Origin of the sequence: Bradyrhizobium sp. MOS001 (genome assembly GCF_004634465.1) — a bacterium.
Taxonomy (GTDB): Bacteria; Pseudomonadota; Alphaproteobacteria; order Rhizobiales; family Xanthobacteraceae; genus Bradyrhizobium; species Bradyrhizobium barranii.
In genome coordinates this window covers 335,657-349,081 of sequence record NZ_SPVJ01000001.1, presented here as the reverse complement: position 1 = coordinate 349,081, position 13,425 = coordinate 335,657, and the positions used below count along the sequence as shown (strand labels likewise).

At 63.2% G+C, this 13,425-nt stretch carries 10 protein-coding genes; 7 read left to right on the top strand and 3 right to left on the bottom strand.

All coding sequences use genetic code 11. The annotated features are described in order from the left end of the window. Positions 1 to 88 precede the first annotated feature (88 nt). On the bottom strand, positions 89 to 2,335 hold the full coding sequence (locus CT676_RS01655) for a TOMM precursor leader peptide-binding protein (RefSeq protein ID WP_135213651.1): 2,247 nt from the start codon (positions 2,333 to 2,335) through the stop codon (positions 89 to 91). A 905-nt stretch (positions 2,336 to 3,240) separates the two neighbouring features. On the opposite strand from CT676_RS01655, the gene CT676_RS01645 reads away from it, so the two are divergent. The 3 genes from CT676_RS01645 to CT676_RS01635 all read left to right on the top strand — a co-directional run bounded on the left by CT676_RS01645 (position 3,241) and on the right by CT676_RS01635 (position 6,708). Continuing rightward, positions 3,241 to 4,110 (top strand): VOC family protein, encoded by an 870-nt coding sequence (locus CT676_RS01645; protein ID WP_244623036.1) that lies wholly within the window; start codon positions 3,241 to 3,243, stop codon positions 4,108 to 4,110. Positions 4,111 to 4,311: 201 nt separating this feature from the next. Continuing rightward, on the top strand, positions 4,312 to 6,162 hold the full coding sequence (ilvD, locus tag CT676_RS01640) for a dihydroxy-acid dehydratase (protein ID WP_085401525.1): 1,851 nt from the start codon (positions 4,312 to 4,314) through the stop codon (positions 6,160 to 6,162). A 222-nt stretch (positions 6,163 to 6,384) separates the two neighbouring features. Beyond that, complete coding sequence (locus CT676_RS01635) at positions 6,385 to 6,708, top strand: hypothetical protein (RefSeq protein WP_085401524.1); 324 nt, start codon at positions 6,385 to 6,387, stop codon at positions 6,706 to 6,708. 350 nt (positions 6,709 to 7,058) lie between these two features. Here CT676_RS01635 and CT676_RS01630 read toward each other — a convergent pair whose 3' ends face one another. Continuing rightward, the gene (locus CT676_RS01630; protein WP_085401523.1) at positions 7,059 to 7,580 is read right to left on the bottom strand and encodes a GNAT family N-acetyltransferase; all 522 of its coding nucleotides are present in this window, start codon (positions 7,578 to 7,580) and stop codon (positions 7,059 to 7,061) included. 152 nt (positions 7,581 to 7,732) lie between these two features. Between CT676_RS01630 and CT676_RS01625 the strand changes: the two genes are divergently transcribed. Genes CT676_RS01625 through fabI form a run of 4 tightly spaced genes read left to right on the top strand, consistent with a single transcriptional unit; the run spans position 7,733 to position 12,952 of the window. After that, complete coding sequence (locus CT676_RS01625) at positions 7,733 to 9,955, top strand: DUF3141 domain-containing protein (protein WP_085401522.1); 2,223 nt, start codon at positions 7,733 to 7,735, stop codon at positions 9,953 to 9,955. A gap of 29 nt (positions 9,956 to 9,984) precedes the next feature. Next, a complete protein-coding gene (locus tag CT676_RS01620) occupies positions 9,985 to 10,947 on the top strand; it encodes a phosphate acetyltransferase (RefSeq protein ID WP_085401521.1) in 963 nt (320 codons plus the stop codon). Positions 10,948 to 10,952: 5 nt separating this feature from the next. Next, complete coding sequence (locus CT676_RS01615) at positions 10,953 to 12,167, top strand: acetate kinase (RefSeq protein ID WP_135213649.1); 1,215 nt, start codon at positions 10,953 to 10,955, stop codon at positions 12,165 to 12,167. Then, on the top strand, positions 12,164 to 12,952 hold the full coding sequence (fabI, locus tag CT676_RS01610; RefSeq protein WP_028147828.1) for an enoyl-ACP reductase FabI: 789 nt from the start codon (positions 12,164 to 12,166) through the stop codon (positions 12,950 to 12,952). Before CT676_RS01615 ends, fabI begins: the two co-directional genes overlap by 4 nt. Positions 12,953 to 12,958: 6 nt before the next feature. On the opposite strand, the gene CT676_RS01605 is transcribed toward fabI, so the two are convergent. Then, positions 12,959 to 13,417, bottom strand: coding sequence for a MaoC family dehydratase (locus CT676_RS01605; RefSeq protein WP_135213648.1), 459 nt, complete (start codon positions 13,415 to 13,417; stop codon positions 12,959 to 12,961). Positions 13,418 to 13,425: the final 8 nt, after the last annotated feature.

Below are 13,425 nucleotides of genomic sequence, written 5' to 3'. Positions count from 1 at the left end.
GAGAAATGATGGCTCAACCGGGCGGCAATGTCTGGCGCGATCTTCCTGGTCGGCTTTTTCCGGGGAGCGCGCACGAAAGAGCAACCCTTCAGGTGTGTGGAAGGAATGAAGTCAGATCGCTTTCCGGTCGCGGCCGGTCCAACAATCCGAGCTTCACCGGCACATCGTAAAGGCGACCCGGTGCGAAACGGCGATAGAAATGACGCAGGCCGGGAACGAGCACTCTGACGACCGGAACCTCGACGTCGGGACGTGTCTGGTCGAGGACGAGGAAATCGTAGCCTGCACGGGCGGCGATCTCGACGCAGGCAATGACCTGGTCACGCGTATTGTCGTGAAGCTTGAGGCTCGGCGCTGGGGGGACGATCGGGTGGTCGCTCGGTGTCAGGAACGGGTAGTCTTCCAGGCGCAGCGGCGTGACACCGTCGAGGGTCGGCTTCTCGCCGCTTGCGCCGCCCATCATGCCGACGGACATAAATTGGGTCAGTTCGGTGAGGGATCGCAGCAGCGCTATATGGCGGTCGAAATGCGCGCCGGAACCGAACTCGATATTCTCGTGTCCATTCTGCATCCAGTGCATGATCGCCACGTAAGTCGGAATGCCGAGGTCCGTGGTGATGTCGAGCACCCACAGCTTGCGCCCGGCTTCCGCAAATTGAGCCTGGAGATCCCGAACATAGAAATCGTCGAATTGCCCGAGATCGACCTCGGCGCGTTGCACCCGGTTGTACCACCAGATCGCGTAGGCATCGCGCTCGATCAGTTCGAGGAAGCCCTGAACGATGGCTTCGTCGCGGGTGTTGCCGGCCGCACAGCCGTTGGAATCCGTATGAAAGCCGCCATAGAAGAAGTACAGGAGGCCGGTCGGCAGATATTTGAAGCGTTTGTCGCGCAACGACGAGACCGGCGACCACTCGGTCCCCGTCGAGGGATCGAACGGCTCGGGCACCGGATGGGGATCGTCCTGCTGCTGCAGAAACCTGGTCTTGAACTGCGTTTCGCTGAAGAGCTGGACGTCGTTGGGAAGAAGCGCGTCGCTAGGCGCGAAATCGTCGAAGCGGCGCGTCGTCCTGATTTCATCGCCCTGGAAAATGCCCGAATAGCGTTCGATCGACTCCATCAGCGCGCTTGCCTCACCCTGTTCAGCCGTCGAGCCCTTGCCAAAACTGCCCCCGCTCAATCCAGACCTGAGCTGGTCGATGCTGTGGGCCGGCGCGGAGAAATTGTGCTGGGCGAAGTAATTGGTGTTCATCGGCAGGTCGACGTCGATCCGCTCGAGTCGGGTCACCACCCCTGTCAGTGGACTCACATGCTTGCGGAAGCGCGACACCGTCGACCGCGACGTCACGGTGCGATATCCACCGCTGGTCATGACGAGCCTCTTGCCCTCGGCAATCTCGACCAGGGCCGGAGATCGGCGCGGGTTGTTCAGCTTCCTGCTGCCGCAGGTCGGACATTGCGGACGTCGCGTCACGTAGTGCTTGGCGATGGCGGCGCCGGTCAGGTCGAAGCTTGCGATGTGATCGCACAAATCGGTGCGAAAATCCGAGGCAATTGCCTTGGCGATCTCGACGGCCGCAAAATGGATTCCAGTCTTGCCGACGCTTTCTCTGACGAGAGGCGACATGGCAACCGCACGCGCCGGTCCCCGGTCAAGAAACCCCTTGATCTCCCGGTTGCGGATCATGCGATCGAACAGGCAGGTCCAGCAGGCGCTCTCGCCCGGTTTGAACATGGGCCCGACCAGCGGAAACGCGCCGGACGGCTGTACCAGCAACCAGGACGTCTTGCCGGCCACGCGTTCCTGGTTCAGTTCGGCAAGTCGCCCGTCAAGATAATCGTTCACCAGCGTGATCGTGAGCTTCGGCGAGCGCTTGGCGATTTGAACGCCGAGCTTACCCAAGGCCGCGGTCAGCTCCTTGGCGCCTTTGACGTCAATCGACTCGACCTGAACGGGGCAATTGCGAAGATTTTGTTCGGCGATCTCCAAGGGCATGCCGAGGCTTGCCAGGAAACCGCCGACGGCGTCGTCGAACGCTTTCGGGGTCCGCGCAACGACATATCGGCGATCGAGCAGCCGCTTGATTGCTTCCTCGATCTTGTCAGCCGGGAAGCGCTTCGAAAGCTGGCGAATGATCTCCGACCTGGCCTTGCCGTGTTGCCCGATCGCACTGGCGAGGGCGCAGTAGAGCTCGCCGTGCAGGAAGAATTTGCGGTTCTCGGAATAGAGACAAACCGCATCGGGAGGCAGCAAGTAAGCGGTGAAATTCGGTGCAAATCGGAGAATGTCTTTGCGGGTCTGCCGCGCAACGCGGGTCTTGCGAGTTGCAGTCATTGAGTCAGCACGCTGATCCTGTTGCCGTCACGCTAGATCCCCGGCGCAAGATGGATCGTCGCGACCGCGCGCCGGCATTTTCCCAGAGAATTGAAACGAATTCAGCCGTCACCCGCAAGCCGCCGATGCAAGCGTCGTAGCGAATTCAAGCAATTGGCCGGACCCTTTCTTGAGGCCGGCCAATGACCTATCAACCCGTGAATTTGACATTCGGAATGCGCCGGGGTCTAGCACACGCGGCAGCGGCCCCACGATGCGCAGCAACCCGCGCATGATACGGCGCATCCCACCACACCAACGCCACAGCCGACAGCACAGCCAACTGCACAACCCGCACATCGGCAACCGACGCCACATCGACAACCACGGCAAGCCCGACAGCCTCCGCAGCCGCGGCAACCGCCGCATCCGCGCCATGCCAGCTGCACGCGGCTACCGGCGTTTTCCTTGTCGAAGAGATGGAAGGTGGCCAGGCTGACGTCAGCCATTTCCTCTTCATCGAGCGTGATTGCCTGGCCCGTTCCAAGGTGCGGCAATTGCTGTACGTCGGGTGTCGGCACGGCGGACGCCGATGCGCCTCCCGCCAGCGAGAACGTCAACCCTGCGGCTCCGAACGCCGGCACGGCGACTTTGCTTACTCGCTTCTTCCCTTTAGAAGTCTTCTTCGCCTGCCGCATGGTCCAACCTCCGAGCATTGCAAGAAGTATCCCAGCCGCGGTAAGTCTACGCCCAGGAAATAACGCGGGCAACAATTACGCGCACAAAAGCGCGGCGCTGCACGTTCGGGATGTATTCATCTTCATGAACGGCAATCGGCACGGCCGCGTCAACGATCCACGCTCTCGGTGCGCGTGCAACTTGGTGCAGTGCCGCAATCGCTTCCAGGTTTGAACGGAGAGATCGGCGTGGCGGATCAACTCGGACGTTTCGCTTGGTACGAGCTGCTGACCACGGACGTCGCGGCGGCGGGCGCATTCTATCGCAAGGTCGTCGGCTGGGGCGTGACGGATGAATCGACTCCGGAACTGCCTTACACGGTGCTTCGTAGCGGCGGCACCCCGCTGGGCGGCCTTATGGACATCCCGGACGAGGGGCGGAGATCAGGGGCAACGCCGAGATGGATGGGTTACGTCGCTGTCGACGACCTGGACGGGGCTGCCGCGCAGATCAGGCGTCTCGAAGGCACGATCTTTGTGCCGCCGACCGACACCAATATTGGCCGAATAGCAGTCGCTGCCGATCCGCAGAAAGCGACGTTCGGGCTGATCGAGAAACCGACATATGGCCGATGGAAACCGGGCCGACTGGACGAGCCGGGGCGCGTAGGCTGGCATGAGCTATTGGCCGCCGACCGGACCGTGATCTTCGATTTCTACAGAGAACTGTTTGGTTGGCAGAAGGCTGACGCTCAAACCGATCCAGCGGACTGGTATCAATTGTTTTCGGCGGAGGGGCAAACGGTCGGCGGCATGCTGACGAAACTTTCGAGCGTAGCGCAGCCATGTTGGCTGCATTACTTCAATGTCGACGACATCGGCGCTGCGACGAAGCATGTGAATGCTGGTGGAGGCCGGATCCTCCAGGGTCCGATCGAATTGCCTGATGGCTGCTGGATCGCACGATGTGTGGATCCCCAGGGCGCCCTGTTTGCGCTGCAGGGTGCCCAGGGGCATGCAGGCATCGAGCCATTCTCGGCCTCGGAAGTCGGGTGGTCCGCCAAGTGGGGCGGCATTGCCTCCCAGGGGAGAATTGTGCTGCCCAAGCCGAAGCGCTAGCTACGGCAGCGTCCGTCCGGCGCTGGCGCGACACTGCATTAACCCGCGCCGGGAGCAGGGGAGGCCTGCGCGGGGCCGATCCGGGCCGTTTCGGGGCAAGTTCCCGTTGCGCGCGCCCAGCCCGTGCGCTATCCGGCCGGAAAGGCCTGAGGCGGCTTCCATTTTTCCGCCCGGCTGACCCAACCGAGGACGGAAACCGCCATGCCAGCCTATCGCTCCCGCACCACCACCCACGGCCGCAACATGGCGGGCGCCCGCGGCCTCTGGCGCGCGACGGGCATGAAGGATGCCGATTTCGGCAAGCCGATCATCGCGGTCGTGAACTCCTTCACCCAGTTCGTGCCCGGCCACGTCCACCTCAAGGACCTCGGCCAGCTCGTGGCGCGCGAGATCGAGCAGGCCGGCGGCGTCGCCAAAGAATTCAACACCATCGCGGTCGATGACGGCATCGCCATGGGCCATGACGGCATGCTCTACAGCCTGCCGTCGCGCGAGCTGATCGCCGACAGCGTCGAATACATGGCCAACGCGCACTGCGCCGACGGCCTCGTCTGCATCTCCAACTGCGACAAGATCACGCCCGGCATGCTGATGGCCGCGCTGCGGCTCAACATCCCCGCCGTGTTCGTCTCGGGCGGCCCGATGGAGGCCGGCAAGGTCACGCTGCAGGGCAAGACCAAGGCCGTCGACCTCATCGACGCCATGGTGGCGGCCGCCGACTCCAAGGTCAGCGACGAGGACGTCAAGGTGATCGAGCGCTCGGCGTGTCCGACCTGCGGCTCCTGCTCGGGCATGTTCACGGCCAATTCGATGAATTGCCTGACCGAAGCGCTTGGCCTCGCATTGCCCGGCAACGGCACGGTGGTGGCGACCCATGCAGACCGCAAGCGCCTGTTCGTCGAGGCCGGCCACACCATCGTCGATATCGTGCGCCGCTATTACGAGCAGGACGATGCCTCCGTGCTGCCGCGCAACGTCGCCAACTTTAAGGCGTTCGAGAACGCGATGACGCTGGATATCGCGATGGGCGGCTCGACCAACACCGTGCTGCATCTGCTGGCGGCGGCCCATGAAGGGCAGGTGGAGTTCACCATGCAGGACATCGACCGGCTGTCGCGCCGCGTACCCGTGCTGTGCAAGGTCGCGCCATCGGTCGCCGACGTCCATGTCGAGGACGTGCATCGCGCCGGCGGCATCATGGGCATTCTGGGCGAGCTCGACCGCGCCGGCCTGATCGACACCTCGGTCTCGACCGTGCACGCGCCGACCATGAACGACGCGCTGGAGCGCTGGGACATCAAGCGCTCCAAGAGCGAGTCTGTCCGCACGTTCTTCCGCGCTTCGCCCGGCGGCATCCCGACGCAGGTCGCCTTCAGCCAGGAGCGCCGTTACGACGAGCTCGATAGCGATCGCGAGAAGGGTGTGGTCCGCAACCTCGAGCATGCCTTCAGCAAGGATGGCGGTCTCGCCGTGCTCTACGGTAACCTCGCGCAGGACGGCTGCATCGTGAAGACCGCGGGCGTCGACGCCTCGATCCTGAAGTTCTCCGGCCCGGCACGCGTGTTCGAGAGCCAGGACGCGGCCGTTGAAGGCATTCTGGGCGGCAAGGTCGTCGCCGGCGAGGTCGTGGTCATCATTTACGAAGGTCCGCGCGGCGGCCCCGGCATGCAGGAGATGCTGTATCCGACCAGCTACCTGAAATCGATGGGCCTCGGCAAAGCCTGCGCGCTCGTCACCGACGGACGCTTCTCCGGCGGCTCGTCCGGCCTCTCGATCGGCCATCTGTCGCCGGAAGCGGCGGAAGGCGGCAACATCGGTCTGGTGCGCACCGGCGACCGCATCGCCATCGACATCCCGAACCGCAGCATCAGCCTGGAGGTCTCCGATGAGGAGCTCGCCAAGCGCCGCGCGGCGGAAGAGGCCAAGGGCGATGCCGCCTGGCAGGCGACGGGCCGTAAGCGCAACGTCTCGACCGCGCTTCAGGCTTACGCAGCACTCACCACCAGCGCCGCACGCGGTGCGGTGCGTGAGGTAAAGCGGCGCACGAAGTAAGCGCTGTACCGTCCGCGCCTCGCGCGCATGGTCAACAAGTTCTGAACGGCCGGCGAAAGCCGGCCGTTCGCATTAAGGATGCCTCGACGAAGTTCGGCAACTTGGGATGTTGCAGCGTATACTGCTCGCGACCTTCGCAAATCCATTTTGGGCAACTGGGGCACCACCACAATGTCTCGTACTCTCGCTATCGTTATCTCAACAGTCGTCGCCGCGATTTCCATGACGAGCGCGGCCTCTGCCGGCTGCTACAATTGCTACGCGCCGCCGCCGTGCCAGACCTGCTACCAGCAGCAATACGTGCAGCCGCAATACCGCACCGTCGACGAGACCGTGATGGTGTCGCCCGGCGCAACCGTCGCACACCGCACGGCGGCGCAGTACCGCACCGTGATGGTGCCGCAGACCGTGATGGTGGCACCGCCGAGCGTCCAGTACGAACGCATCCCGCCGCAATACGCCACGCGCCAGCGCGTCGAGATGGTTTCGCCCGGCTATTCCTATTACGCGCCAGTGCAGATGGGCTGCGCGTCCTGCGGCTACTGAGCCAACGCAGCTACGACAATTCCATGCGGCGCTCCTCGCGGGGCGCCGTTTTCTTTTGCGCACCAGCAAACGAGGCCCGGAAATGGACGCGAATCCAACCGGGCCTCGCAACCAGCGACGCCCTGGGCGGTGTCGCCAGTGTCCGGGATTGCTGAGGGGCGGCGTGTGTCGGCGGCCGACATGTTGCGAAGCTAGACGAACAGGCTGACGCTCGCCTGACAGATCACGTGCGGCGGAAAATTCAGGCTTGGGGTGAGGGCGCGCGCTTGGAGGTGCCGGTACCAACGGACGGTGGCGCGACGCGCCGCCGCCATTTCTCTCGATGCTAAAGCTCCCGTGCCGGCCGCGTATTAGGACAGCTTCAATGCCATGTGAATTACACCGGGTTCGCGGATCGTTGCGGGCTTGAAGCCAAACTTGTCGAAGACGCGGAGCATCGCTGCGTTCTCCGGTAGCACTTCCGCGGTCAACTCCGTCAATCCGGCCTCGCGGGCGATAGCGATCAGATGGCGCGTCAGCAGCCCGCCAACGCCACGTCCCTGCCAGGCATCGATCACGACGAAAGCTGCTTCGGCCCGTCCAGGCTCGAATATGACATAGCGACCACCGCCGATGATCATGCTGCGGTTCGCCTCTTCCGTGCACGCAACCAGCGCCACGTGGTTTCTGAAATCGGGTTCCATGAAGAAAGCGCGTTCCCGTTCGGAAAAATGACGCTTCGTCACAAAGAAGCGGCGTTGGAGCGATTGAGCGCTGGTCTCCTCGAGCGCGGCAAGCATGTCGGGCTCATCCTCGGGACGAAGCGCCCGGATATCGACCAATCGTCCGTCGCGTAGTCTCTCCTGGCGGCTGTAATTTGCTGCATCCGGCACTTAAGCTCTCCCGCGGCCCGATTGCGGCGCGCCCCCGCGGGGCAGTTGGTCGATCCCGATTGACGCGAACACCGTCGCCAACCGTTGACCTAAATCAACGTCAGCGACCGCCGACCTTAATTGAATGACCTCGCGCGACGACGAGGTCGAACATGGCGATCAAAGACTTAAAGCTGCCTGATGGCCCAATGTCGGGGCTGGTCGCCTCGGCCGTGGAATACATGGTCGATGCGGGACAGCGTAGCGTCCTGTTCCTGGACATCATGCGCCAGCGCGGCGACCAGTACCGCGAGCACGTCGCCCAGACCGCGCCGCACGTCCTGCAATATGCCGCCGAACTGATCACGGACGGCCGGAAGCTGGACGAACCGGTCAACTACGCGCTGGTGCGCATCGTTCCGCCGAAGGATGTTGAGATCGACATGAGCCGGCGTCCGTTCGTCGTGGTCGATCCGCGCGCCGGCCATGGACCCGGCATCGGCGGCTTCAAGGCCGATAGCGAGATCGGCGTCGCCATGAAGGCGGGGCATCCCTGCTACTTCATCGGCTTCCTTCCGGAGCCGATGCCCGGGCAGACCATCGAACGCATTGCGCGCGCGGAAGCCATCTTTATCGAGACCGTCATCAGCCGTCATCCGGACGCCGACGGAAAGCCCTGCGTGATCGGCAATTGTCAGGCCGGCTGGGCCGTCATGATCCTGGCGTCACTGCGGCCGGAATTATTCGGGCCGCTGATCATCGCTGGTGCGCCGCTGGCTTACTGGGCAGGCGTGCATGGCAAATACCCCATGCGTTATTCCGGCGGCCTGCTGGGCGGAAGCTGGCTCACGGCACTCACGAGCGATCTCGGCGCCGGCAAATTCGACGGCGCCTGGCTGGTGCAGAATTTCGAGAACCAGAACCCGTCGAATACGCTCTGGACCAAGCAGTACAACGTCTATTCCAAGGTCGATAGCGAGGCGGAACGCTATCTCGATTTCGAGCGCTGGTGGGGCGGACACGTCAATCTCAATGCTGAGGAAATCCAGTTCATCGTCGACGAGCTCTTCATCGGCAACAATCTCGCAGCCGGCAAGATCGAGATGTCCGACGGCCGCAAGGTCGATTTGCGCAACATTCGTTCGCCGATCGTTGTGTTCTGCTCCAAGGGCGACAACGTCACCCCGCCGCAGCAGGCGTTGGACTGGATCCTAGACTGCTACGCCGACGTCGACGAGATCAGAGCTTATGGCCAGACCATCGTCTATACCGTTCACGAGAGCATCGGCCATCTCGGCATCTTCGTATCCGGCGGTGTGGCCAAGAAGGAGCACGCTGAGTTCTCAAGCAACATCGACCTGATCGACGTGCTGCCGCCAGGGCTCTATGAAGCCACGTTCGAGGCCCGTGGCAACGAGACGCTCAATGCGGATCTTGCGGCAGGCCAGTGGGTGATGCGCTGCGAGGCCCGCACGCTGGATGATATCCGCGCGATGGGCGGAAATTCGCCCGAGGACGAGCGGCGCTTCGCTGCGGCCAAGCGTGTCTCGGAGCTCAATCTCGCGGCCTATCAAAAATTCTTGCGGCCGTGGGTGAAGGGCATGGTGACGCCCCAACTCGCGGAATGGGCCCGCAACATGCATCCGCTGCGGCTGCAATACGAGGCGTTCAGCAGCCAGAACCCCTGGATGTCCACGGTCAAATCGGCTGCAGATCGTGTCGAGACAGACCGCAAGCCGGTTTCAAAGGACAATCCATTCCTGGCATTCCAGGAACAAATGTCGAAGCAGATCGTGCACACGCTGGATAGCTGGCGCGATGCGCAGGAGGCGCTGAGCGAGGCCGTCTTCCTCAACCTCTACGGCTCGCCGCTGCTCCAGGCCGCGGTCGGCGTCGACCCTAATTCCGTGCCCTCGCGCCACCGGGAGATGTCGCTGGAGCATCGCGCCATGCTCGCGGCACGGATCGCCGAGCTGAAATCGCACATCGCTGAGGGCGGGCTCCGCGAAGCGGCCCTCCGCGCGCTGCTTTATGTTGGCTCCGCACGCGGCATGGTGGATGAGCGCAGCATCGAGGCGTTGCGGCAGGTTCGGCGTGACCATGCCGGCGCCCGCATGACGCTGTCGGAATTCAAGAAGCTGGTGCGTGAGCAGTTCTTCATACTGCTTCTTGATCGCGAAGGTGCTCTCGCTGCGATCCCGAAATTGTTGCCCGACGACACCAGCCAGCGGCGTGCGGCCTTCGTGGCGATGCGCGAGGTGCTGTCGGCGAGTGAGGACATCACCGGCGAGCGGGCCAATCGCCTGAAGCGCGTCGCCGCGCTGTTCGGTCTGGACGGAGAGGCGGAGTTGACATCGAACGTCGCCCCTTTCGATCCCAAGGCACGGGCGTCGTAACGCGGATTGGCAGGATCGGGAGTGACATCATGTCGGCCGACACGACGCAAACCCAACCCGGTAGCAAGTACGATCGCTTAATTGCGGCCGCGAAGGGCGCGCCGCCAACGCCGACCATCGTGGTGCATCCTTGCGACGAGACCTCGCTGCGCGGCGCCATCGATAGCGCAAGCGCCGGCATTATCCGGCCCGTGCTCGTCGGGCCCGAGCGGAAGATCAAGGATACTGCCGCCCGGTGCGATCTCGATGTGTCCGGTTTCGAGATCGTTGATGCCGCGCACAGCGACGAATCCGCGGCCAAGGGCGTCGAGCTCATCCATGCCGCCAAAGGCGAGCTGTTGATGAAGGGCAGCCTGCACACCGACGAATTGATGCGCGCCGTCACGGCCAAGACCGGTGGCTTGCGCACCGACCGGCGTATCAGCCATGTCTTCGTGATGGATGTGCCTGCCTATGCAGAGACCATCTTCGTGACGGATGCGGCGATCAACATTTTCCCCGATCTCGACGCCAAACGCGACATCATTCAGAATGCGATCGACCTCTACAATCAGGCAGGGTTCGGCAAGACGCCGCGGGTGGCGATTCTGTCTGCCGTCGAGACCGTGACCTCGAAAATCCCCTCGACGATCGAAGCCGCGGCCCTGTGCAAGATGGCCGATCGCGGCCAGATCACCGGCGGCATCCTCGACGGCCCGCTGGCTTTCGACAATGCCATCGATCTGGAAGCCGCGCGGATCAAGGGCATCACATCCGAGGTCGCCGGGCGGGCTCAGATCCTGATGGTTCCGGACCTCGAGTCCGGCAACATGCTCGCCAAAAACCTTGCCTATTTCGCCAAGGCCGATGGCGCCGGCATCGTGCTCGGTGCGCGCGTGCCCGTCGTGCTGACCTCGCGCGCGGATTCGCCACGTGCGCGGATGGCGTCCTGTGCGGTCGCCGCGCTCTATGCTCATGCCCGGCGCCAGAAGGCGCCGACGGTTGCCGCGTGATCGCCATGGATACGATCCTCGTCGTCAATGCCGGCTCGTCCAGTGTGAAGTTTCAGGTCTATGCGATCGAAGGCGACGGTGCGCTTCGTCGTCAGATCAAGGGACAGATGGACGGTATCGGCAGCCGACCGCGTCTGCGGGCAAGTGGCCCGAGCGGCGATCCGATGGCCGATCGGGCCTATCCGATCGAGGCTGTGCCTGATGTTCCGGCGGCGATGGCCGTTGCCGGCGACTGGCTGCGGGACGAACTTCGCGTCACGCCGATCGCGGTCGGTCACCGGGTCGTGCATGGTGGGCCGGACTATTCGCGGCCGGTACTGATCGACCACGGTGTCGTGTCCCGTCTCGAACGATTTGTGCCCCTGGCGCCGCTGCACCAGCCCCACAATCTGGCGCCGATCCGTTCGCTGCTGGCGAATTTCCCGACGCTGCCGCAGGTTGCTTGCTTCGACACCGCATTTCACCGCACGCATGATGCCGTCGCCGACCATTATGCTATTCCGCATCAGCTTCATGCCGAGGGTGTCAGGCGCTATGGCTTTCATGGGCTGTCCTACGAATATATCGCCCGGACCCTGCCGGGCGTGGCGCCCGATATCGCGAAGCGGCGCGTGATCGTTGCCCATCTCGGCAGCGGCGCGTCGATGTGCGCGCTCAAGGACGGGCGCAGCGTCGAGAGCACCATGGGTTTCACAGCGCTCGATGGCCTCCCGATGGGAACGCGTCCAGGGCAGATTGATCCCGGAGTGGTGATCTATCTTATCTCCGAGAAAGGGATGTCCGCCTCAAACGTGCAGAACTTCCTTTATCGCGACTGCGGATTGAAGGGGCTCTCCGGTGTCAGCAATGACATGCGCGAGTTGGAGGCGAGCGCCGACCCCAAGGCGAAGCTCGCGGTCGACTATTTCGTCTACCGGATCGGTCTCAGTGCCGGCATGCTCGCGGCCGCCTTGCAGGGCCTCGACGCCTTCGTCTTCACGGCCGGGATCGGCGAGAATTCGGCGAACATTCGCGCGCGCGTGGTCGAGCAGCTCGGATGGCTCGGCGGCACGCTCGATCCCGTCGAGAACGCGCGCAATTCCAGGCTGATCTCGCGTTCCGACAGCCGCATCCCCGTCTACGTCGTGCCAACCGACGAAGAACTGATGATCGCACAGCATACGCTGTCGCTGTTGATGAACGGACAATCGACCAATCCAAGGCAAGAGAGGGTGTCATGATCCCCGTGTTCCCGGATACAAAGGTTGCCCTGAAGGGCAAGAAGGGCCTCGTCGTCGGCATCGCGAACGACCAGTCCATCGCCTGGGGGTGCGCGAGGGCATTTCGTGCGCTTGGGGCCGATCTGGCCGTCACCTACCTCAACGATCGCGCCAAGAAACACGTCGAACCGCTGGCACAGGCGCTGGAAGCGCCGATCTTCATGCCGCTGGACGTGATGACGGAGGGGCAGACCGAGGCGGTGTTCGAGCGGATCACGAAGGAATGGGGACAGCTCGATTTCCTGCTGCATTCGATCGCCTTCTCGCCGAAGGAGGCGCTCCATGGCCGCGTGGTGGACGTCGGCCGCGATGGCTTCCTTAAGACGATGGACGTCTCTTGCTGGTCATTCCTGCGCATGGCGCATCTCGCCGAGCCGCTGATGAAGAACGGCGGCACGATGTTCACCATGACCTATTATGGCAGCCAGATGGTGGTGGAGAACTACAACATCATGGGCGTGGCGAAAGCGGCGCTTGAAGCGGCCGTCCGCTACGCGGCCGCCGAACTTGGCCCAAAGGGCATCCGCGTGCACGCGATCTCGCCCGGCCCGCTCGCCACGCGCGCGGCGTCAGGTATCCCGGAGTTCGACGAGCTCATGGACAAGGCGCAGTCCAAAGCGCCGGCGCGCAGCCTGGTCAGCATCGACGACGTCGGCAATGCCACCGCGTTCCTGGCCCTAGATGGCGCCAAGCTGATCACCGGGGGCGTTCTCTATATCGATGGCGGGTATCACATCATCGACTGAGCGCACTCAGCGATAGTGCAGGGCGATCAGCTCGGCGACACAAGCGGGCTTCTTGCCGCCCTCGATCTCGATCACGAGATGATAGTTGACGCGCAAGCCGTCCGGCGGCACGTCCTCGGTTTCAGCCACGGTGACCCGGCCGCGAAGCTTCGAGCCGGCCGGCACCGGCGCCAGATACCGGATGCGATCCGCGCCGTAATTCAGCGTATTGCGCAGCCCTTTCAAACCCATCACGGATCGAATGAACAGCGGAGCAAGCGAGAGCGACAGCAGGCCGTGAGCGATGGTGGTGCCGCCGGGCGCTTCCTTGTTGGCGCGGTCCTGGTCGACATGGATCCATTGTTCGTCACAGGTTGCTTCGGCGAATTTATTGATCCGATCCTGGGTCACTTCGATCCAGTCGCTCGCGCCGATCTCGGTGCCGACCGCGGATTTGATCTCGTTGAAGTCGCTGAATATCCGCATGGTCGTGA